Consider the following 23,018-nt stretch of genomic DNA (forward strand, 5'->3'; position numbering starts at 1 on the left):
GTCCACATTAATTCCCCAATTACATTCAGCGCATCCAACTCAATATTTAGGGTCAGATCCCTATTTATCATTATCCACAAAGCTTACAGCGGGCAAAGGATCAAGGTATGTGGTTCTTAACCAAATTATCGATTTATCGTCGGAATAATGCGGATCTGACCCCATTTATTACATCCAATCTAGCCAACATAAACCAGGGTCAGAACCGCATTAATCACCGACTACATTCATTACATGCAACTTAACAAATATAAATTGAGGCAGCATAATAGAGGGTCAGAATAGTATTGTTAATATTCATAGCGCTTAGATCTGGCTATCGAACACAAAAAAGGGGCCAGAACCCCATATTGCTAATATTATAGTGTTTAAACTAGAATAGTAGGCAAATAATGTGGATCTGACCCCATTTATTGCTTATTCAGTTTCTATTTGCTCGAAGTATGCACGGTATTCCATTCTGGTTATCTCTTCATCACCATCGGTATCCATATCTGAAATATTGCCTTCGACTTCGCTAGCTTCTAGTTCCTTCATAGAGAGCGAGCCGTTACTGTCCATATCGAGATCTGTGAATCTGCTATCTGCTGTAGCTGACATCTCTGTACGAAGCTCTTTATTCTTCTCTGAGATCATTTCACCATCTTCTAATGCTGACATCTTCTTTTGTTCTGACATTAAAGGTTGTGTAGCAGTTAGCGTATTTGCTGATGTAATAATATCGTCGCTAAACATGCTAGGTTTCTCTTCAACAAAGTTATTAAACTCTGTACGACTTACTTTGTTATCGCCATCAGTGTCCATTTTCGCAAGTAGTTTGGGGTTTACTGTATCTTTAGCTTCGGCTTTAGTAACAAATCCGCTGCCGTCCATATCGAGTGCGCTAAAGCTTTTCTCGATCTTAGTTTCGTGATGGCCTGCAAAAGCTGATGTTGAAAGTACAGTTCCTATTACTACGGTAAGCGTGGCAATTTTCATAATATAAATCCTTCTATGTCCATAGTGTCTCGATTTACAGAGTTGCCCATTAATGAGCTAACCTACGACATACAAATTATCAGTACCTCTATAAATCTTAGTTGCGTTTAAAGCTTTCACTTTTAACTTTCCAATTCTTCACATAATGTTATTCACGACTTATGCCAAAAACCTAACCTGCTGTTTTTATTGTTAATTGAGTAAAATCATCATTATTTTTTATGTTTGTGATTGTTAAAAGGAAACAGTTTTTGAAAATGCTGCATAGCGGGCATAGCGGGCATAGCGGGCATAGCGGGCACAGCGGGTATAGCGGGCATAGCGGGCATATCGGGCATAGCGGGCATAGCAGGCATAGCGGGCATAGCGGGCACAGCGGGAATAGCAGGAATAGCAGTTAGGATAAATTGATTGGTAGTAGAGCTTAATATACGGTGTTGTGATGAAATGTGCTTAGCGCAAAGAACACGACCATTGGGCTAAGCACACGTTATTTTGATTTAAAAATGATAAGCGTAGGATAGGTTGAGAAAGTCTAGTCCTGGGTTGTCACTATTAAATCCACCATTTGAAAAGTGCATGTATCTTACGGCAACGTGCTGGCTTTCATCTAACTCAACGAAGATACCGAGTCGGTCTTCAAACTGATAGTTAGAGCCAATGTCTTTACCCGCTACTTCTTGATCGCCGATATAGCTAGCGCCAATGCCTGCCTCTATGTATAGAGGGTACTGGTTGGCAATGGTCGTAATCTGCTTCATAAAAACAGGGGTTAAAGAAACCGCATAGCTTGTGCTTCTGGTGTTACTTTCACCGTATTCCCACACAACAGCGCTAGCTTCCCAATAGAGCTTTATATCACCAAACCACTGCGTAGTAATATCTTGTGTAAATGGACGGTAGGCAAACCTCAATCCATCAATACCATCAAACCCGTGCATGTAATCAGCACTTACAGTTTGTTTAGCCGACAGTGAATTGGTGGTAAATAGTAATGAAGGGAAAAGCAAAATGTAAAATAAAAGTGTAAAACGGTTCATGTGTACTCCTTAATGATAAGGAGTCTTAGCAAAAACGTGACCAAGTAATATAAGTTATTAAAAACAGTAGTTTAAAGATTTTTAGGATGAAAATTCAAGACATCAGTAGAGAGATTTACCCAGCGATGAGAAGTTTTTACAAAGCAGAAAAGTGTCAGTCATTTATAACCTTATTCTGCGCTGGGCATGCTCTTTGTCCAAACTTCATTCGGTGCTAATTGCTGCTCACTTACCAGAGTATCGAAAAGTTCAGAGAGGGGGGTTATTGCATACCTAGCCCTTATCTCATTTATGAGCTCAGGGTTTGATGTAATAAACCCGTTTAGTTCATCAATAATGCCCTGATGCGCTAAAGTGGAAATGCAAAATGAGACTTCATTGTGCGGCAAAGTAAGGTCTAAAGTAACATCGTCGTATTGCGGTAATGTTGCAGTTGAGTATTGGGCCACATGGTATTCTAAATCTAAAGCATCAACTTTTTCTTGTTGAAGTAAGGCAAATCCCTGCGGTACATCTTTTACTGAGGTGAGTAAGGTGTCGCCATTATTGACTCTCTCTTGCCAGTTTACAGGGGTAAAACCAAGCGGCATGGCAAGGTTCTTTATCGCCGTTAAGCCTTTACCTGCTTTCTTTTTCTTTACGATAGTACCCGTTACCGCATGGGTGAGCGGAAGAGAAAAGCTTTTATCTTTGGTTTTTGTAATACTGTTGTACCATCTATCGTTGTCAGGGTAGACGAAATCCACATTACCTTTCATTAACTCCATCTGAAGTCGCCTTATGGGTAAGTCTACATAGATAAACTCGTGACCTGACACATCTGAAAATGCTTCAAGTATTGCCCACCCAACGCCTTTATCAACATCTGACTCAAAGTCGTAATGGGGAAAATAAGATAAATTTTGCGCGCCCACAATAAAACGTTCAGCTATGGCATTAGCACTACCCAAAATACCAAACACTGCAAAAGTACACGCTACTGCCCAATGCTTCACTTTATACTCCAAAACGATAATGCATTTACGTTACGCTAGCCCTTATGAAGATAACATAAATTATCTCAATGAAAATCGCGAGATGGAATAATAATCGATTCTAGCCAAGGGGTTCTATCAATCAGTTTACCTGCAATAACGTGTACAACTCCTTCTTTAGAATGTTCAACAATGCCGTTAACTTGAAGCAGTTTGGCTTTCAAAAATACTTTCTGCTGAGCTCTAGCAGTGGCTTGCCACACTACAACATTCACATTACCCGTATCATCTTCCAAGGTAAGGAAAGTAACGCCAGACGCTGTACCAGGTGCCTGCCTACCTGTTACAGCACCAAGTATGCTCACCACTGAACGGTTTGGTTTATGAAAAAGGGTATGTGCCCAGCTAATCTTCTTAAGGTTTTTATGTTGTTTGAGCAATGAGATAGGGTGATTATCAACAGATAGCCCAGTGGCTGCATAATCTTCAAGCAAGTTTTGGGCTGCTGAGGGAGCATTACACAAAGGTTGAGAAGGTAGAGAAGATTGAGAAGGTAGAGAGTGCAGCGGCTCAGCGTCTTTTGCCCTTTTATTGTCAGCATTATGGTTTGATATAACCTCTTCAAAGAGGGGAAGGTTGGCTTGGCTATCCATCATTTGCCACCGAGTTTCATACCGATTGCCAGAAATTAACTTAAAAGCATCGGCACTTGCGAGCGCCTCTAATTCGTTACTACGTAGCTTTATTTGCCTAACCTGATTTACACTGCTAAAGCCATTTTTAGGGCGCTGACTAACGACGGCATCAGCGCCTTCTTTACTAAGCCCTTTAATGAGAGATAACCCTAAACGCAGCAGCTTTTGTTCGCCATCTATTACCATTATATGTTCTACATTGGAATTATTAACGCAAGGCGGTAATACTTTAATACTGTGTCGTTTAGCATCTTGAACTAATTGTGATGGCGTATAAAAACCCATAGGCCAACTGTTGAGTAACGCCACGTAAAACTCCACCGGGAAATAAAATTTTAGCCAGCAAGACACATAGGCTAATACTGCAAATGATGCAGAATGAGACTCAGGAAACCCATAACCCGCAAAGCCTTTAATCTGCTCAAATAGGTTGTGCGCAAAAGTACTGTCATAGCCTTTATCCGTCATTCCCTTAATTAATTTATCTCTGAATTCAAATATGCGACCGTCTTTTTTCCAACTAGCCATTGCCCTTCGCAGCTGATCAGCTTCGCCGCCGCTAAACCCTGCCGCCACCATGGCAAGCTGGATGACTTGCTCTTGAAAAATGGGTACACCCATTGTGCGAGATAATACGTTTTCAACTTCCTTGGAAGGATAGGTCACTGTTTCATTACCATGACGTCGAATAAGATAGGGATGTACCATATCGCCTTGAATTGGACCTGGCCTTACTATGGCGATTTGCACAACAAGGTCGTAATATTTACGGGGCTTAAGGCGCGGTAACATCGTCATTTGAGCCCGTGACTCTATTTGAAAAACGCCTACAGTATCGGCTTGGCAAATCATATCAAAGACTTGTTTGTCATCGCCTAGCTTAGTAATAAAGGGAATGCTCACGTCTACTGGAAACTGCTTATTGATGAGTTCAAATGTTCGGCGTATTGCGCTCAGCATACCAAGGGCCAGAACATCCACTTTAAGTAAGCCAAGGGTTTCTATATCGTCTTTATCCCATTGAATAATAGTACGTTCTGGCATTGCTGCATTCTCAACAGGAACCAGCTCGTATAGTGGCCCTGCACTTACTACAAAACCTCCCACGTGTTGTGAAAGGTGCCGAGGTGTGCCTAATAACTGCTCTGTTAAATCAATAAGAAGACTCACCCTTTTATTACTAGGGTCTAAACCAAGGTCGGCTAACTGAGACTTCCAAGGAATTACCTTGTCCCGTCGATTAATTTGCTTTATGACGAAGTCGAGTTGAGATTCACTGAATCCTAGTGCTTTACCCACGTCTTTGAAGGCCGACTTAAAACGGTAGCAGATAACAGTAGCCGCAATAGCAGTCCGCTCTCTGCCGTACTTTTTGAAAATGTACTGAATGATTTCTTCGCGTCGTTGATGTTCAAAATCTACATCGATATCGGGAGGCTCGTTGCGTTCTTTTGAGATAAACCGTTCAAAAAGAACATTAATTTGGCGAGGATCTACAGCGGTTATTTCAAGGCAATAACACACGACAGAATTAGCAGCTGAGCCTCGGCCTTGATATAAAATACCCTGCTGTTTAGCAAACTGCACAATATCGTAAATAGTGAGAAAGAAGTATTCGTACTCTTGCTCTTTAATGAGTACTAGCTCTTTTTCTATAATTTGCCTTATCTCAGGCTGTAAGCCTTCAGGAAAGCGCAGTTTAATTCCACGTTCAACACACGCCCGTAAATATGAGGTAGGTGTGTAGCCCGAAGGCACCAATTCTGCTGGATATTGGTAGCGTAATTCGCTCAGTGAAAAATGACATTGTGAGGCCAGTTTATTGGTATTAGCAACCCACTTCTCAGGATACAGTTTTTTAATTTTCTGCGTGGTTCGTAAGCTTCTTTCTGCATTACTCAGCGCGGCGCGCCCTATTTCATCTACAGGCTTATGTGTTCGTGTGGCGTGCAACACATGCTGAAGTGGTAAACAGTCACTATGGTGCATAAGTACGCCGGTACAGGCTATAACTGGATAGCCATAGGTTGCGTGAAGATAGTTATAGTTTTCAAACCTATGGTGATCTAATCCATCGAGTAGTCGCTGCGCACCAATATAAACCTGAATCGCCGGCTGCTTTGCTAGCCAGCTTGCCCAGTGGTCGTCGTACTCCTTTTTACCGGACGGCAGCCATATAAACTGGCAATGCTTAATGGTGCGCAAATCCCACTCTGCCAGTTTGTATTCGCCTTTTTCAGAGCGCCGACGGGCATTAGTAATAATTCGGCATAACTCGCTGTATGCTTCTTTACTTGGACATAGCAATACAAAAGAAAGAGACTCATCAAATACAAAATAGCTACCTATAATAAGTTTTATCGGTAAACGCTGATGAGTTATCTCATCAAATGCGCGTACCACCCCCGCCACCGAGCATTCGTCGGTTATAGCAATAGATTGGTAACCTAAAAACGAAGCGGTAGTCACTAACTCGGCAGGGGAAGATGCACCCGTTAGAAAGCTATAATGACTTTGACAAAAAAGCTCGCTGTAATTCATAACAACCCTAACTGAAAAGACCCTGTGCCCACCACAGTTTCTCTTCGTCTTTAAATATCAGCAGGCGCACTCCATATTCAGTTTGCGCAATAAAATAGTCACGTTTTCGAGGTGTTTCATGCCACCACTCACTGTGTAATCTCACGGGGCCGAAACAGACTTTCGTTGATTGAGTGAGTGGTTTGGGGCTGTCGAACAGAAAAGTGGGAACAATGTCTGAAGTAAATGTTGATGCAGGCGTGCTAGATGAAATTTCAGCATTCGACATAGTCTCAAACTGATGTGTATCTGACACTTTTGGTTGAAAAGTGCACTCTTCCCCTAATTTTGCGTTCAACCTTCCAATTAATTGTTTCTGAGCTACCTCGTTAAAGCGATTGCTGAAGAAGTCACCATTACTGCCTTCAATTTTTTCGACGTTGTCGCAGCGCAGGGTTATTGAAACAGCTGGCTCAGGTAACACTTCGTTCTCAATACGCAGTGTGAGTAACGACAGCCAGCTGTCGACGGTGCTTTGTGGTAGCGCTGACTTTATTTCTAACTGCGTTGATGGGTGCTCTCGAAAATCAATTTGAAAACAGAGTGTGGACGTTTGTAAATTTCTGGCGCGTAAGTAGTGGGCAAGGTAGCCCAGCAGCTTTTCCATAAAAGGAGTGAGATGTTGCGTGTTTTCAACATCAAAAGGGAGAAGCGTAAAGTGCTCAAAGTGCTCTGCAGGCCGAAAAAGGGTGACATGAGGAAATGTTTCTCCCCGCAGGGCAGTGAGGTATGAAATGGTGTTGTTATCGAATCGTCTGCCAAGTTCATGTACAGGCATGGCAAGTAGTTGATGAACATGACGTATGCCCACACGAGTCAGCGCTTCTTTTGTTTTTTTATCCAACGAGGTTAATGATAGCGAGCATTGCGATAACCTATGTTTAATGTTGTCACAATCGCACTCATAGTTATCAACGCCATTTAAAGCCAGTATTCGTGCGGCTTCAATAGACCAAGCGGTAGCGAAGTGGTAGCTCACTTTTGATAATTTAAGTTCATGGGTGATAGTGCTCCACAGCTCTTTGTGACCGCCATAGTAATGCACTAAATTATCAAGTCGTATAGCCAGTGTATTATGGGTGTCCAAGACAATATCGGAAACAAATGGATAAAGTTGGTGGGCTAGTTGTACAAGAGTGAGGCGTTCATTGTCTTCACTAAAAGGAATAATGCAGATTTGAGGACATAATGCGGCAGCCTGAGCAAGCCCGTGGCCTATCTCTATACCTTGCTGAAGTGCCCCGTTATTTCGCTGAACAATGCGATTTGTTTTTTCGCAATAAACAATAACAGCCGGTATTTGTGTTTTGCCCGGTTGGTGTAGCCCATTCGCCGATTCACCTGTTCTTTTATGTCGTACTTCTTTTTGCGTGTTGTATTGAGGGCTATTGCCCGTACTCAAACTCGCCTTTTCATGCGTATCCAAGGTAATTTGATGAAAATACAGGTAGGCCCACAACATCATTAACTCACTGAGTGAAGTACATGACGTTTTACTTTGTTATGTTCAACTGCCCACTTGATTGCTCGGTTGTTCGCAGTCCAGTCGTTATGTATGGCAATATTATCTTTTGGCCAGCCATGGCGCTGCTTTAGCACGCTGACTTCCAACGCATGTTGTCGATAGTTAAGGCATAAATCTAGAGAGATAGGTAATGTCTGCAGTGCTGCGCTGTTGCGCATACTACTTCTGTTAGGACGGGTGAAAAGAAGACAAAGTGCATCGTTATGTGTTGCTGCTACTTGTAGACGCCTGGCTTCCTTTGTATTTACCCCATTACTCCACAAAATAACGCAATGGCAGGCCGTACTCTTCAAACACTGTTCAGTTGCCCACAGTGACTCCTTTTCAGTACTGGGCTTTATAATTAAAACCTGTTTAACATCAATTCCAAATGTTGCTAACCAAGGGGTTTGAATATCTCCTGGCGGGTTTACAAATACAATCATCTTATGCGAGCGTTGCTTGCTGATGACTTGTTTGAATAGAGAGAGCTCGCCAATGCCAGTTAGTGTGCGTATACGAACCACGCCAGAGGTTGAAACGCCGCCGTTTAGCGCTTCATCTAGCTGATCAAAACCCAACGAAAATCGCTCTTCTTGCTGACTCTGCTCTCTAGCCCGCCAAATATGCGGGTGGTTTTCTAACGTAGATAATGACTTATTCATAACACCAACAAATACTGTATATATGTACAGTATTATAGTGAGAGGTGAAGTCTTTTCAAGATAAACCGGCGCCTTTCTACTTCGTAGTTTGCTAACGTACTGATTATTTTAAAAAGGAAAGACATTAAATTTCACTTCACACTTTTTATGAGCGAGAAGCTGATAATAAAGATAGATATAAAAATTGCTCGATGAATGTGGCAATAAAAAAGTAATAAGAAAAAACAAAGATGGAGACTTTAAAAGCACCAATAACCAAAGCTGCCTGTAACAGCAGCTTTCAATTAATCCGTACTAGTTAAGTGACTTATACCTAGTGATACCGAGGCTCAGTTATGACGACAATTGGTTATGCCGAGAGTAGGTTATGCCGAATAATCTGGGCCGTTAGGATGCCTTTTTAGCTTGTGCTGCGTCTTGAGAGTCGCTGCTGCTTTTTACCGACGTAACAGCTTGGCAAAATGCTATAAATCCATCGGCTGTGTTTTTAGACCACAACATTCTAAGATTACTGGGTAAGTCTTTTACAACTAACTGTATTCCTTCTAAAGAAATCTCTTCGTTACTTAAGGCTTTTTTAAGTGACTCTTCCAGCGAATCGCCTTTTTCGCAGCAGTTCATCACAATGGTTGAAAAGTACGTCATCAAGGGTAACAAAGCATTATACTGGTCTTGATTAATAAGCCTGCTTTTATACAGGCTCTGCAAACGCTGCGTCAGGTTTTTTTCCAAAGCATCAGTCACTAATACCAAGTTGCGCTGAGCGTAATTGACTTTGCTGTTGTTCTGCTTATTGGCAGAGCGGGAAAGTATTAATTCTTTCTGCAAGTTTTGCGCGCGTAGCACGAAATAAATCAAAAGAAGAATGAGTACCCCGATAACACCAAATGCAACAATCATAGCTCTTTAGCCTTTTGTTCCTTTATAAACGTATTAATACGCTGTTCCAAGATGAAAAGTGGAACTGAGCCATTTTCTAATACAGCTCGGTGGAATTTTCGAACGTCAAAGTGTTCGCCTAATTCAGTTTCTGCTTTTTCACGTAGCGCTTTTATTTTTATTTCGCCTATTTTGTACGACAGCGCCTGAGCAGGCCATGATATATAACGGTCAATCTCGGTGTTAACGTTGTGCTCAGACAGTGCAGTATTTTCCATCATGTAGTCTACCGCTTGTTGGCGACTCCAGCCCATAGTATGCATACCTGTATCCACGACTAAGCGGCATGCACGCCACATTTCATAACTTAAACGGCCAAAGTTATCGTAAGGGTCTTCATAAATGCCTGCTTCAATACCAAGAAATTCTGAATATAATCCCCAGCCCTCGCCAAATGCCGAAATATATGTATTGCGGCGAACCATGGGTAGATCCTCAAGCTCTGCTGCTAATGATATTTGTAAGTGATGCCCCGGCACAGCTTCATGAAGGGTTAATGCAGGTAGTGCATACAAGGGGCGCTTATCAAGAGCATAGGTATTTACCCAGTAGTAACCTGGCTGATCGTCTCTACTTGGATGAATGTAGCGGCCGGTGGTGTACTTAGGCGCAATGGCATCTGGCACTGGAGCAACACCGTAGGGGGTTCTAGGCAGGTATTCAAACAATTCCGGCAGTTTGGCATCCATTTTTTTAGCGATAAAAGACGCCTCTTTCAGCAGCTCTTCCGCGCTGGTGGCATAAAACTGAGGGTCTTCCCGTAAAAATGTAATGAATTCGTTTATTGAGCCATCAAACGCTAAGTCATCAACAATCTGCTGCATTTGCGCGCGAATTCTCGCTACCTCAGATAAGCCCAGTTCATGGATCTCTTTTGGGCTCATATCTGTGGTTGTGTAATGTTTAGCTCTGTTTGCGTAATAGTTAACCCCATCAGGCCATTTCTCTGCGGCTATGTCATCCCGAGCGCCAGGAATATAGTCATTCACCATAAAGTCATAAAACGCTTGGTAAGCCGGTAGTACAAAATTGCGTACTGCTTGCTGGCCTTGTTTTTTCAATGCTGCTTTTTCTGTGTCGCTAAAATAGTCTGGAAAACGAGTAAAGGGCCCGTAGAAGCTGCTTTCTTTCACGTCGTTCACTAAATACGTTGAAATAGAATCTTCGAAACCGTTAAGTACAGCGCTAGGTTGGGTATATCCCTCTGCTAATGCCTGTTTCATATAGTCAATTTGCTGCTCGAAATAGGGTTTTAGCGCCTGTAAGCGACTGATATACGCCTCGTAATCTGCTACGCGCTTAAACGTAGACAGGTTTGGCAAAGACGCCATGGCGCTGTGAAAACCGTATTCTGAGTTAATGGGAACAAGGTAAGAGCGATACGTGTACTGGTCTATATAGTTTGCCAACCTGTATCGCTGCATCAATAAAGCAATAAACGCATCTTGCGATAAATTGCTTCTTTCATAATGCGCCAGTTGGTTTTGGAACTTAAGCCAATTTTTATGCTGACCACTCAGCCCTTCAGGAGATATGTCAGGCAGTGCATGCGCAAGGTCTGTATTACCTTGGCGAGAGGCAAGCAGTGGAGATACAGACATTTCATACTGCCAAATGTTATCGAGCAGTGTATACAGACTTTTATCATCATAGCTTTTGGCTGATAAGCCGAGGCTGCAAAGTAAAAGCGTAGCGGCAAGAAGCAAGCGATACATAAGGGTCTCCGGTAACCTTAACCGGAAAACCCCGGCGCGTTACTCTTTAGTTGGTGTATAAATTGGACTAGGAAATTGAGTTACTTTATCAGATTTGTTTTCTAATTGAGTAATTTTGGCAGAACCTTTTTTCTTTACAGCGTCAATGCGCAAGACATTGTGCATAGGAATATAGGTTTTTGTGACTTCTGCAAATTCAGATTTTAACTTTTCATGGCTAGGGTCGAGTACAACGCTGGTATGCGTATCCCAGACAAAATCCCCAATTTCAACAAAGCCAAATAGACTTCCTTGCATGAGAGTTTTTACATATAGCTCGTATCGCTCACCATTGCTGATGAATTGAATACGATATAACAACGCTTCGTTAGACATGTGCCACTCTTATCATTTAAAAAATTACGAGTGAATTTTATAACGACCCTACTATGCGAGCAATGGCAGAAAACCCGTGTTAAACAAAATGGGTTGCATAGCAATGCCCCTATGAACTGAGTTAACATGTTACTTACAGCGACAAGCATGTAATAAACATTTTTGCGTAATAAAAACTTGGTGAATTAAAATGATAAAAAAACTACTACTAGGTAGTGCAATAACGGCAATGACTTTCGCCGCGAGTGCACACAATCATTCAACGACAGAACATTCCTCAAAAGCCCATGCATCAACTGAGGGGGCATTTAGCCCAGATACTCAGCGAATTAAATCTCACCTTTTCTTTTTAGCTGACGATTTACTAGAGGGACGTGATACCGGCTCTCGTGGGCACGATATTGCTGCGCTTTATATTGCAACAGAGTTTGCCAAATATGGTTTAACGCCGGCCGGCACTGACGGGTTTATTCAAGATGTATCATTTCGCAAAGCAAACTTAGTTCAAGAATCTCCTCAGTTTACGTTGACGAAAAACGGCAATACCGTAGATTTCGCCTATCCAAAACAATACCTTGCTGGTCCTAGCTTATTGAACGTAGATGCGAAGTTAAGTGGTGAAATGGTCTTCGTGGGCTACGGAATTGTTGCCGACGAACTGTCGCACAACGATTATGAAGGCGTAGATGTAGACGGAAAAATTGTTGTTGCGCTAGCGGGTAAGCCGAGTGATTTCCCATCAGAAGAAGGGGCGCATTTTGCATCGGGTTATCAAAAGCAAAAGTATGCTGTAGACAATGGTGCCATTGGCATGATCACTATTACTACCCCGAAAAATGAAAAAGTGCGTCCTTATCAAAGCCGTTTAAGTTACATCCATACACCACGCATGGCATGGCTAAACGATGACAATGAGCCGGCAAACAGTTTTCCTCAGCTTAAAGGCGGCGCTTACATGAGTGAAGGGGCTGCTCGCACGTTATTTGAAGGCGCTGAGCGCAGTTTAGACGACGTTTATGCTGACCTTGAGGCTGACAAAGTACCAAAAGGTTTTGCGTTACAAGGCACCGTGGATATCAGTAAAAAGAGTGTGCATGACACCATCACAAGTCCTAACGTAGTTGGGATGTTAGAAGGTTCAGATCCGAAGTTAAAAGATGAATACGTCGTATTTTCTGCTCACTCTGACCACATAGGCTTTGCGAAAACCGTTAAAAAAGACAACATCAATAACGGCGCGATGGACAATGCCTCAGGCACCTCAGTGATGCTAGAAACGGCTCGCCTTTTCAGTGAGATGAGTGAAAAGCCTAAGCGTTCTATCTTGTTCGTTTCTGTAACTGGTGAGGAAAAGGGACTGCTAGGTGCCGACTATTTCGCACGCAACCCTACGGTACCAGTAACGTCTATGGTGGCTAATGTGAACCTAGATATGCCTATTCTTACCTATGAGTTTGCGGATGTTATTGCATTTGGTGCAAACCACAGCGATTTGCAGCAATCGGTGGAAAAAGCGGCGGCAAATGCTGATATTGAACTAAGCCCAGATCCATGGCCTGAACAAGCCCTGTTTACGCGCTCAGATCACTACGCGTTTGTTAAGCAAGGTGTTCCTTCGGTGTTTATGGTGCCAGGTCTTAAATCAAAAGATCCAAGTGTAGATGGCAGCAAAGTGTTTGGGCAGTTTTTGTCGACTCACTATCACAAGCCTAGCGATGATATTAACCAACCATTTAATTGGAAAGCGGCTGAAACCTTTACCAAGGTGAATGCTCAAATAGGTTGGACGTTAGCAAATCAAGAAGATAAGCCTCAGTGGAATGAAGGTGACTTTTTTGGGGATACCTTTAGCAAATAATATTGCCATTCATTAACGAAAAAACGGTGCTTATTGCACCGTTTTTTGTTGTGGCTTCTACATTTTTTAGAGTTTTGTCAGCGCGCCTTTAAAAAGCAGGCACGCGTCTTGGTAGAAAAACTGGACGTTATCAATACTATGCAACAAACATTTGTTTGAAGGCTGCCCACTGCTCGTTGAACTGCTCGGTAGGTTTGCGTGTGAATCCGCTTCTGATAAATAAGTTTATGCGTCCATCAGTGTAACAAATTAGCATGTTTGCAATAATGGCCTCATCGGCAGAAAGGGTTTTACCCTCTCTGAGTTTTCTCTCTCTAAGCACTTGCTTTAACTGAGTTTCTAGGCGCTCAAAAAGTTTTGCGATACGGGCTCGTAACCTATCTTGTTCGCCCATTAACGCATCGCCATTAAGAATACGGGTTATACCCGGGTTTTTTTCTGCAAAACCAAGGATAAGATGCAAAATCATTTGGCAACGAGTTAACGAGTCTTTCTCTTCGTTTACAATCTTGTTAATACGCGTAAACAAGGTTTCTTCTATAAACTCAATAAGACCCTCGAACATACGAGCCTTACTTGGAAAGTGACGATAAAGGGCGGCTTCAGAAACCCCCACTTTTTCCGCTAATTTTGCTGTAGTTATACGCTGACCTGGGTTGGTTTCTAGCATTCCAGCAAGTGCTTGCAGAATTTGCGCTCTGCGATTTGTTTTTTTGACTGCAGGCATGACGAAATGACTTCCTCCGCAACCGAGTAAGTTCTACCCGGGTTCCTTGTTAAGTTGGCTAATGCCAAAACGTTATCGTTTTATTGTTATTATTTATCAAGCCTACCACTTTCTTTTGTGGCAGCTTTCTTAAACCGTGTTTCTATTAATCAGCATGTTGAGTTGCTGTTATCGACACATTAAAGGTGTCGTTTAGTTTTTTTCGATTTCACTAAGCCGTGTTGTAATCAGCGATATTAATTGATGTGCTAATTCACTTTTGCTGGTGGCGGGTAACTTTTTATCGCCTCCCTTCCACAAAACATGAAGTGCGTTGTTGTCGCTATTAAAGCCCAAGCCGTCTGCTGTTATGTCGTTGGCCGCTATCATATCAAGCTTTTTATTGGTCAGCTTCTGGCGGGCATATTGCTCAACATCTTGGCTTTCAGCCGCAAAGCCTACGCAAAATGGCCTGTTATCTTTACGTGAAATTGTAGCTAGAATATCAGGGTTTTTTGTAAAAGTAAGTGTTAACTCATTATCTGATTTTTTGATTTTATTTTCAGCCACACTTACCGCTTTATAATCGGCTACCGCCGCTGTACTGATGAAAATATCTGCTTTGTGCGCGAATTGTTCACAAGCATCTAGCATATCATCTGCCGTAGTAACATCTATACGCTCGCATCCTCGCGGTGTTTGAAGCGAAACTGGGCCTGCCACCAAGGTGACTTCAGCACCCGCGTTCACGGCAGCTTCGGCAATAGCGAACCCCATTTTTCCAGAGCTATGGTTGGATATATATCGCACGGGGTCCAAAGGCTCTCTTGTTGGCCCTGCTGTAATTAAAACGTGTTTGCCACGAAGCTCAGCAACGGCATGCCGGTTGACTGTTTGACTTACAATAGAGGCAATTTCTACTGGCTCCACCATCCTTCCTGCGCCCAAATCTCCACAGGCCTGCTCGCCGCTTGCTGGACCAATAAAATTAACTCCGTACTGGGCTAATCGTTCTACATTATCCAGTGTCGCGGGCGCTTTCCACATTTGTTGGTTCATTGCGGGTGCAATAAACACGCTGGCTGTGGTGGCAAGATACAGTGTAGTTAATAAATCATCCGCCATACCAATGGCTAATTTGGCCAATACGTTCGCTGTGGCCGGGGCAATAAGTAATATGTCTGCCCATTTCGCCAGTTCGATATGCCCCATTGCTGCTTCTGCTGCGGGGTCTAGCAAATGTTGGTGAACTGGATTACCCGATACAGCTTGAAGAGATAACGGACTGACAAATTCTGTTGCCGAGCCTGTAAGTACAACGCGTACGTTAGCGCCTAAAGCGGTAAGTTTGCGTACAAGATCGGGTGTCTTATACGCTGCAATGCCGCCAGTAACGCCAAGCAGTACATTTTTATTTGCAAGAGACATAGTCATATAAATACGGATTGAAACGAATAGTAGTGATACACGCATACTAAACTATCATGAAGCTAAAATCTGGGATAGGTAAACAAAAGTAGGTGTGTAGGTTTCACTAATAAACCCGCCTTGAAGACAGTCGCTGTTGATTTGAGTTTTCGATATAACATGCTTTCACGTTAACTAGAGTAAGAAAATGACGATTAAAGCATGGCCATTTGGTGAGAGACCAAGAGAAAAGTTGCTAACTTCGGGGGCACAGAGTCTCAGTGATGCTGAGTTAATTGCGGTGCTATTTGGCAAAGGAGTAAAAGGAAAGTCAGCAGTAGAGCTTGCCCACGACATGTTAAACGAGCTTGGTACATTACGAGAGGTTGTCACTGTTTCAGAAGAGCGCTTTACATCGTTAAAAGGTATTGGCCGCTGCAGCTATGCGCAATTTCAAGCCGCATTTGAGATTTTTCGTCGCAACTTAGAAATACAGCTAACGCGCCAAGATGCATTTCATAATGTCGATGACACAAAACAATATTTACAAGCTAAGCTTAGAGATTGCGAGCAAGAAAAGTTTGCTCTTTTAATGCTCAACAGTCAGCATCAACTTATCGCATTTAGAGTGATGTTTACTGGCACGATAAATAGTGCAGCGGTGTACCCCAGAGAACTGATAAAGCAAGTGATGAAAGACAATGCTGCCGCTGTGATCCTGGTACATAATCACCCTTCTGGTATAGCAGAACCAAGCCATGCAGACATTCGATTAACAAGCGAGATCAAAAGTGCAATGGGAATGATCGACGTGCCTGTTCTAGATCATTTTGTTGTTGGCGACAAAGAAACTATTTCTTTTGCACAAAGGGGCTTGTTATCATAGCAACTTAAGTCATTTTTTTTGATTATATTCTAGTCAAAGCGTTCAGAATGATTTAACATAGGATATTAGTGGGTATTTTTATTAAAGGACTGTTATGAAAAAGTCGATTATCGCATTATTTGCAGCCGCAACAATGGTGGCTGGTGTTAACGCGCAAGACAATGAAGGTGGTAGTGGAGCTACTGGCGCTGGTCTGACTACAGGTCAGATCTTAGGTTCGGTAGTAGTTGTTGGAGCTATCGGTGTTGGTGTTGCAGGCAATTCAAATGCTGACGCACCGACAGTAGTAGATCCAAATCCAGCGGTTCCGACTTGTGAAGGTACAGATCCGCTAGTAGACGGTGTATGTGTTGGTACAACTAACACAGTAACGGTAACTACATCTGGTACAACAACAGCAACAACTACAGTCACTGTTCCAGTGACGTTTACTTACTCTCCGACAGTACAGTAAATAAAACGTATTTTTTAAAAGCCGCTTTAATTAGCGGCTTTTTTATTGCTAAAACGTTATAAAAAACAGTTAAAACAGATATACCTAATTTCCCTTTCGTCGGCGCATTCAAATGAAACCATATTTTTCCTTGGCCACTGTTGGCTTTTTTATGCTCGCTATTTCTGGTTGTTCAACAACCACGCTTGCTTACTACAACACATTAAAATTAGCGCTAAAAGACAGAACGGTAACCTATACCGTTGAAGAGATCGCGAATAACAAAGCCGATCTTATGCAAATTAAAGCAGGCGATCGTGATAATGCCTCGTTGGCGTTAGCCTATATAGATGGCGATCGCTATCGCTGGGTTTCGGCTGATAAAGTCATCTTCACTATGCATCACGGTATTATTATTAAAACAGAAGGGTTAGATAACGACATCTTCTATACGGGTAACCTTCAACACAATCCATTGGGTGGAAACGATACGCTTAATTTTAACTGGAAGCGTAAAGTTGATGTGTCTGAGGTCGGTTTTGGACTGGCTGTGAATTCAGCATGGCGTGTAGAAGGTGAAACAAGCCGCACCTACTTTGACCACTCAGTTCCCCTTATCAAAATAGTAGAGACAGTGTCGTTCCCTGAATATACGCCTTTTATTGATGTAGGCTTGTCGTGGGAAAACACGTATTTTCTGCATAAATCCACTAAAGAGCTTTTGGCTTCAACACAGAAGTTTAGCCCTATTGGGGATACCTACGAAATGGTGTACTTAAGCCGCATTGTTCGTCAGATGAATAAGGCAGGAGCAGAAATACAATGAAAGGGCTAAATTACATTCTATTTTCTGCTATCGCGCAGTTTTTAATTATGACTTTTTCGCAGGCTGCAGTGGCTCAAAGCGATCTGGTTACAATAATGATCAACAAGCAAACCTATCAATTTGATAGAACCATTAGGCTATCGAGCGCACTGTCCATTGTTGCGGACAACGGGCAATGGTATTGGCCGACTGCTGCCGCATTTGATTTGACCAACCCTAAAGCAGAGCATGAAAAAGAAGTGGTGTTGTCTAGCATTAGGGAGTTGTTAACTCACTTCGATAAAACCAGCAACACACATAAAGCGCTGAGCAACTTATACGGGCAAGTGGCACAGTGGACGGTGTCTACCCGTCTAGATATGTCTATATCCTATAACCGCTCCCGTTTATTTTTTGAAGATAACCCTATGTTTCAGCCCGGCAAGTATTGGTTGAGACTGAATGGTCGGCCCAATGTGCTTCATTTTTCTGGTGCAGTTGTAAAGCCCGGGGCATACCAACATCAAAGCGATACGTCTGTTTATACAGCGTCGCACAAAGTGGCTAAACTTGATGATGCAGACAAGAGTATTGTTTACGTTATACACCCAAATGGTGAAGTTGAGTCCAAAGGCGTTGCCTATTGGAATCTTGATTTTTCACAGCTGATGCCGGGCAGTCAGGTTTACGTACCTGTTTCATCAGAGCTATTCAGTAATAAAATAAATCAGCTTAATCAGCGGGTTGCCGCTTTAGCAGTACACAGGGTTCTTCCTCAATGAGTGCGTATTTTCCTTCAAAAAGAACAACACTAGCGCTGGTTGTGGGCAGTGTGTTATCGACAACAACGCAAGCAGACACGCAAATAAAAGTAACGCCTTCACAAATGGTGCAAGGTGGTAACGGTCTTATACAAACGCCAACGGCTCGTATGCGCGAGCAAGGCGGCATGGCTATAAATTACACGGACAACGGAGAATATCGTTTTTGGTCTGTGAATATACAGCTCTATGATTGGATGGAGGCGACTGCTCGTTATACCGATGTGCGTACACAGCTCTATAGCCCAGTTGAATCATTTAGCGGAGACCAAACGCTCAAAGACAAAGGCTTAGACGTTAAGTTTAGATTGTGGAAAGAGAGCTATTACTTACCGGATATTAGTGTTGGCTTTAGAGATTTTGGTGGCACCGGCTTTTTTGAAAGTGAATATATCAACGCCAGTAAATCTGTAGGCCCGTTTGATTTTCATTTAGGCTTGGGATGGGGTTATCTCGGTACTGCTGATGACATTACCAACCCGTTTTGTGAGCTAAGAGACAGTTTCTGCGAACGCCCTGGAGGCTTTTCCGGCAGAGGCGGAAAAGTAGATTACGATCAGTTCTTCAAAGGTACAGCCTCATTTTTTGGTGGTATTGAATATCAAACGCCTTGGGAACCGCTCACGTTAAAGCTAGAGTTTGAAGGGAATGATTATTCCGAAGACCGGGCTGGTGAGCTTGAACAAGATTCTCGATGGAATATTGGTGCGGTTTATCGATACAAAGACGTCGACTTTTCTTTTAATTATCAGCGTGGCAACACCATTGGTTTTGGCTTAACGTATCGCTTCAATATGAATACAGCCTCGCAGCTGAAATTCGATAAAGAGCCGCGGTCGTTAATGGCAAGGCGCCCGCCTAAAAAGATTGAAGACGTTAATAAATCAGCGTTGTACAACGACATGTTTCGCGATGCCGGCTTTGTACTTTCTGATGCAGAGTTAACCGAGAATGAAGCAACGTTTTATGGCACACAAGTGAGCTATCGCGATCAAGACGAAGCAATAGAGCGAATTGGTCGTGTGGCGGCCTCTGAGCTGCCAGATACGGTAAAAACCTATCATATTGTAGATAGTCGTGGCGGTCAGCCAATGGTAGATACTCAGGTAGATGCTGAAGCCTTTATTGCGGCTGCGCGTTATGAGTCTGTGGATGCTGATATTAAGCAAACCTATATAAGAACTGACCCCTCTCAAGAAGTATTAGACGCTTATGAACCTGAAAATACCAAAGGGTTATTTTATAGCGCAGACTTTTTCTTTACTCAGTCTTTTGGTAACCCAGAAGATTTCTACCTCTACCAAACTGGTTTTTTGCTAGGCGGTGGATATGCGTTTGACGAGAAGTTTTCAGTACGAGGTAGCGCTCGTGTAACGTTGCTTGATAATTTCGATAAGTTTAATTACCTGGTCGATAATGAAGAAGTCGCCTTGCCTAGAGTAAGAACGCGGGTAAGAGAGTATGTTTCTGAAAATGACGTATGGCTAGATACTGCTATTTTGCATTACAAAGATAGACTATCTGAAAATCTATTTGGGCAGGCTTATGCGGGTTATCTAGAAACCATGTTTGCTGGTGTCGGCGGCGAAATAATGTATCGCGAAGTGGATAGTAATATCGCCTACGGCTTAGATATTAACTACGTAAAGCAGCGCGACCCGTTAAAACAAATGGCGTTGGAAGACTACGATGCTATCACCGGACACGCGAGTGTGTATTGGAAGCCCGAATTTTTAGATGACACCCAAATAACCGTGAGTGCAGGGCAATTTCTTGCAAAAGATAAAGGCGTGAATATCGATTACGCCAAACGTTTTGACAGCGGAATTATTGTGGGGGCATTTGCAGCTTTCACGGATGTATCGTCAGAAGAGTATGGGGAAGGGAGTTTTACGAAAGGCTTCTACATCTCGATTCCAACTGACTTATTTTTGCTGCAGCCTTCAAAAGGGCGTGGATTCTTCCCTTGGGTACCAATATCTCGAGATGGCGGTCAAATGTTACAGCGACCTGCAAGGTTAATTAATCAGACCGAGATAAGAGCGCCGTTTTACGATTAAAAAAGGGAGCATTTGCTCCCTTTTTATAACTCTGACCGTATTTAACGCGTAAAAGTGTACTTAACGCTTCACTTCCAATAGCCAAATCTTTTCCGTAATTTGAAATTACGAAAAAGGTTTTTGGGTTTCGCTATATTTTCTTTGCGTGGATAATTTTCAATTTCTTCAATTGTAGCCGCGAGCACTCGTTGTGCAGACTGCCCATCGGTGAAAGGGTGCATTTTTAGGCTGTAGTTTTTAATACTCTCTTTTAAAGCCTCGTCCATTGCGAGGGCTTTTTTTACCGCGTCTCCGAGGTTTTTAGCATCATCAATATCAATAAGCATAGGCTCAGGTTGGGCATTTTTAAAAGTGACAACGGGCTTTCCAAGTAGCAAAAATTCAGTGATGGCTGAGGAAGTATCTGAAACCATCACATCACTTTCTACTAGAAGAGGAATAATGCTATCAGAGTCGATAACTTCAAAATTCTCATGCTGCGCTCGTTTAAACGCTTCTATTGTCTCTTTATCCATTTTGGGGTGGAACTTCACTTTCCATTTCCAAGATTTCTTTTTGCTAAGCGCTAATATTTCGTTGAAAAGAGAATTAGCCGAGGTGAAGCTAGGCGAGAACGTTGGTGCATAAAGAATTACTGGAGGCTTGTTTTGTGAGGTGCTTTCTCTTGAGCGTTGAAACAAGGTATCTAGCTTCGTCCAGCCAGTTTCTCTTACAGTGAAATGAGGGTGCTTTGCCCGAAGCTGTTCAAACTCCTTGGTAAAAAATGGCCCTTGTGTACAGTACAAATCAAAGCAGCCTCGAATTCTGAAATGCCCTTTCTTTTTCCATTCAAAGCCGTGAAATAACTGTACTTTCAATCCTGGGATAAATGAAGGGACAACGTTTCCAGGCAGAAATGATGCATCGGGCTGAAAACTTATTGCCTCCGATATAGTAGATAAAACAATATCATCAGGTTGAAATTGCGACTTGTTTACCTCGCTGCCCTCTACGAACCATCTTACGTCATGTCCTTCTTTGTGCATTAGTGAACAAAGCGGGCGCAGAATCTCAAAAGAGTAATTCTGTGATAGGTAGAGTAAAAACTTCATCCGTTAACATCTCTAATTATTTCGATGATTTCGGTTGTAGAAATAGAGGGGGTTCTTGGCAAATAAACAACGTCACAAACGTCGCGAAATTCGTCAAATTTACCTTCCCAATCATTACCCATCACTAGCACATCTGCTTTGTGTTGAAGAATATAATCTCGCTTCTTTTCAAGGGATTCCTCCATGAAAACAGTATCAACAAAGCGCATAGAACTCAGCAGTTCCGATCTACTAGAAAAGGGATAAATAGGATTTCTGCCTTTTTTACTAAAATTCAATTCGTCAGAAGACAAACCCACTGTAAGGTGATCGCCGTGGGCTTTTGCTCGCTCCAAAATACGTACGTGACCAATGTGAAGCACATCAAATGTGCCAAATGTAATTACTCTTCGCAATGTTGCACCTTTTTATTTTGTTAGGTATTTAGCAATACGTTGACTGCATAGCCCATCTCTCTTACCGACCATTTTGTTGGTAATAGTTTGACGAATTTTACTTTTTGCATGTGGTGAAACTACACATTGCTCAATAAGCTCATTCGCAAGATTAGGGGACGTTGCTCTGTGTGCTATATCGTGGAATAAAGAGAGATCTGAGTCGAGTCGCTTTTTCAATCTGAACTTAAACAGGCCAGAGTAACTCCATCTTGTTTTTGAAAAATCACACCACACAACAGGTCTGTTCATAGCAGCAAATTCAAATATGGCGGACGATGCATCTGACAACATCACATCGGCGATCTGCATAAACGAAACAAGGCAAAATTCGTGTTTTTGGGCCACATAAACATTATCAAAAGATGCCCACCGTACTATTTTTTCTTTCTGTTTAACGTATTTCTTTTTAGTCATACTAAAAAAGTGAGGCTTTATAATAATGTTATATTTTTTAAGTGTTAGCGGCCAATCGTTTTTAAACTTTTCTATGCTGCTTGGGAAAAAAGTAGGTGCGTAGAGTATAGTGGGTTTGCCTTTTTCAAGTCCCAATTGTTCGATTGTTCTCGGTGGCTCTGTTCCATCAAAAATAGGGTCCAATTTAGCGTAGCCAGTATCAACAAAAGTTCTTGTAGGAAAAAGAGCTTGAAGGCGGGATAAACGGCTTTCACCTTCTACAAAGCGAACATCGAAAGGGAACTCTGATACGTTGTAATAACAAGCTTTAGGTCCAATTCCATGTTGCATAAGTGCAAGTTTGGGGCTGATTGTGGATTTTTCATCCGCTGAAAACGGAGGTATATTCCCAAAAATAATCCAGTCTACATTTTGTGATTGATAAAAAGACAGTACGCTACTGCCATCTGGAATAAATTGATGGTTAAACCCTTTTTTGCTCAGTGTGGAAGTCTTAACCTCGTCGTATCCGGGTTCTTGGTGCAAAACGAAGTCTACTTTCACACCTAACTCCCTAAGCGCACATGCAACAGGAAGATACTGAGGCAAATAGTAAAGATGTTGAACATCAAAAATTACAGAATTTGTCATTTGGA

The 23,018-nt window shown here is 42.4% G+C and carries 21 protein-coding genes; 6 read left to right on the forward strand and 15 right to left on the reverse strand.

Annotated elements, in window-relative coordinates; all coding sequences use genetic code 11:
- Positions 1-417 precede the first annotated feature (417 nt).
- The 10 genes from AC27HD_RS10260 to AC27HD_RS10305 form a co-directional block, all read right to left on the reverse strand.
- Positions 418-978 carry an EF-hand domain-containing protein gene (locus AC27HD_RS10260; RefSeq protein ID WP_487105575.1) on the reverse strand — a complete coding sequence of 187 codons (561 nt, stop codon included), beginning with the start codon at positions 976-978 and terminating at the stop codon, positions 418-420.
- 212 nt (positions 979-1,190) lie between these two features.
- Positions 1,191-1,343: a hypothetical protein gene (locus AC27HD_RS10265; protein WP_487105577.1), complete on the reverse strand. Its 153-nt coding sequence runs from the start codon at positions 1,341-1,343 to the stop codon at positions 1,191-1,193.
- A gap of 135 nt (positions 1,344-1,478) precedes the next feature.
- On the reverse strand, positions 1,479-2,018 hold the full coding sequence (locus AC27HD_RS10270; RefSeq protein WP_487105579.1) for an acyloxyacyl hydrolase: 540 nt from the start codon (positions 2,016-2,018) through the stop codon (positions 1,479-1,481).
- Between the two features lie 170 nt (positions 2,019-2,188).
- Positions 2,189-3,013, reverse strand: a complete 825-nt coding sequence (locus AC27HD_RS10275; protein ID WP_487105581.1) for a type 2 periplasmic-binding domain-containing protein — start codon at positions 3,011-3,013, stop codon at positions 2,189-2,191.
- A 65-nt stretch (positions 3,014-3,078) separates the two neighbouring features.
- Entirely contained in the window at positions 3,079-6,228 is a 3,150-nt protein-coding gene (locus tag AC27HD_RS10280; RefSeq protein WP_487105583.1) for an error-prone DNA polymerase, read from the reverse strand.
- Positions 6,229-6,235: 7 nt separating this feature from the next.
- Positions 6,236-7,732 (reverse strand): Y-family DNA polymerase, encoded by a 1,497-nt coding sequence (locus AC27HD_RS10285; protein ID WP_487105585.1) that lies wholly within the window; start codon positions 7,730-7,732, stop codon positions 6,236-6,238.
- Positions 7,732-8,436 carry a translesion DNA synthesis-associated protein ImuA gene (gene imuA / locus AC27HD_RS10290; RefSeq protein WP_487105587.1) on the reverse strand — a complete coding sequence of 235 codons (705 nt, stop codon included), beginning with the start codon at positions 8,434-8,436 and terminating at the stop codon, positions 7,732-7,734. The genes AC27HD_RS10285 and imuA overlap by 1 nt, the downstream gene beginning before the upstream one ends.
- Before the next feature lie 387 nt (positions 8,437-8,823).
- A complete protein-coding gene (locus AC27HD_RS10295; RefSeq protein WP_487105589.1) occupies positions 8,824-9,336 on the reverse strand; it encodes a hypothetical protein in 513 nt (170 codons plus the stop codon).
- A complete protein-coding gene (locus AC27HD_RS10300) occupies positions 9,333-11,090 on the reverse strand; it encodes a DUF885 domain-containing protein (RefSeq protein WP_487105591.1) in 1,758 nt (585 codons plus the stop codon). Before AC27HD_RS10300 ends, AC27HD_RS10295 begins: the two co-directional genes overlap by 4 nt.
- 39 nt (positions 11,091-11,129) lie before the next feature.
- Positions 11,130-11,465: a DUF1820 family protein gene (locus AC27HD_RS10305; RefSeq protein ID WP_032097277.1), complete on the reverse strand. Its 336-nt coding sequence runs from the start codon at positions 11,463-11,465 to the stop codon at positions 11,130-11,132.
- 190 nt (positions 11,466-11,655) lie between these two features.
- Between AC27HD_RS10305 and AC27HD_RS10310 the strand changes: the two genes are divergently transcribed.
- A complete protein-coding gene (locus AC27HD_RS10310; RefSeq protein ID WP_487105593.1) occupies positions 11,656-13,323 on the forward strand; it encodes a M28 family metallopeptidase in 1,668 nt (555 codons plus the stop codon).
- 136 nt (positions 13,324-13,459) lie between these two features.
- On the opposite strand, the gene slmA is transcribed toward AC27HD_RS10310, so the two are convergent.
- Entirely contained in the window at positions 13,460-14,050 is a 591-nt protein-coding gene (slmA, locus tag AC27HD_RS10315) for a nucleoid occlusion factor SlmA (RefSeq protein WP_032097279.1), read from the reverse strand.
- Between the two features lie 192 nt (positions 14,051-14,242).
- On the reverse strand, positions 14,243-15,457 hold the full coding sequence (gene coaBC, locus AC27HD_RS10320; RefSeq protein ID WP_487105981.1) for a bifunctional phosphopantothenoylcysteine decarboxylase/phosphopantothenate--cysteine ligase CoaBC: 1,215 nt from the start codon (positions 15,455-15,457) through the stop codon (positions 14,243-14,245).
- Between the two features lie 187 nt (positions 15,458-15,644).
- On the opposite strand from coaBC, the gene radC reads away from it, so the two are divergent.
- The 5 genes from radC (at position 15,645) to AC27HD_RS10345 (ending at position 20,441) form a co-directional block, all read left to right on the forward strand.
- On the forward strand, positions 15,645-16,322 hold the full coding sequence (gene radC, locus AC27HD_RS10325; RefSeq protein ID WP_269518734.1) for a RadC family protein: 678 nt from the start codon (positions 15,645-15,647) through the stop codon (positions 16,320-16,322).
- A 94-nt stretch (positions 16,323-16,416) separates the two neighbouring features.
- Positions 16,417-16,776, forward strand: coding sequence for a hypothetical protein (locus AC27HD_RS10330; RefSeq protein ID WP_487105596.1), 360 nt, complete (start codon positions 16,417-16,419; stop codon positions 16,774-16,776).
- A 112-nt stretch (positions 16,777-16,888) separates the two neighbouring features.
- Positions 16,889-17,581 carry a YjbF family lipoprotein gene (locus AC27HD_RS10335; RefSeq protein ID WP_487105598.1) on the forward strand — a complete coding sequence of 231 codons (693 nt, stop codon included), beginning with the start codon at positions 16,889-16,891 and terminating at the stop codon, positions 17,579-17,581.
- Entirely contained in the window at positions 17,578-18,342 is a 765-nt protein-coding gene (locus AC27HD_RS10340) for a capsule biosynthesis GfcC family protein (protein WP_487105600.1), read from the forward strand. Before AC27HD_RS10335 ends, AC27HD_RS10340 begins: the two co-directional genes overlap by 4 nt.
- Positions 18,339-20,441 carry a YjbH domain-containing protein gene (locus AC27HD_RS10345; protein ID WP_487105602.1) on the forward strand — a complete coding sequence of 701 codons (2,103 nt, stop codon included), beginning with the start codon at positions 18,339-18,341 and terminating at the stop codon, positions 20,439-20,441. Before AC27HD_RS10340 ends, AC27HD_RS10345 begins: the two co-directional genes overlap by 4 nt.
- Before the next feature lie 68 nt (positions 20,442-20,509).
- Here the strand turns inward: AC27HD_RS10345 and AC27HD_RS10350 are convergent, their stop codons facing one another.
- The 3 genes from AC27HD_RS10350 to AC27HD_RS10360 are packed head-to-tail and all read right to left on the reverse strand — an operon-like array spanning position 20,510 to position 23,013.
- Positions 20,510-21,532, reverse strand: a complete 1,023-nt coding sequence (locus AC27HD_RS10350; RefSeq protein WP_487105604.1) for a CDP-glycerol glycerophosphotransferase family protein — start codon at positions 21,530-21,532, stop codon at positions 20,510-20,512.
- Positions 21,529-21,927 carry an FAD synthase family protein gene (locus AC27HD_RS10355; protein WP_032094755.1) on the reverse strand — a complete coding sequence of 133 codons (399 nt, stop codon included), beginning with the start codon at positions 21,925-21,927 and terminating at the stop codon, positions 21,529-21,531. Before AC27HD_RS10355 ends, AC27HD_RS10350 begins: the two co-directional genes overlap by 4 nt.
- 12 nt (positions 21,928-21,939) lie before the next feature.
- The gene (locus AC27HD_RS10360) at positions 21,940-23,013 is read right to left on the reverse strand and encodes a CDP-glycerol glycerophosphotransferase family protein (protein ID WP_487105606.1); all 1,074 of its coding nucleotides are present in this window, start codon (positions 23,011-23,013) and stop codon (positions 21,940-21,942) included.
- Positions 23,014-23,018: the final 5 nt, after the last annotated feature.

This window comes from Alteromonas sp. 4NS20-0143, from assembly GCF_057542855.1.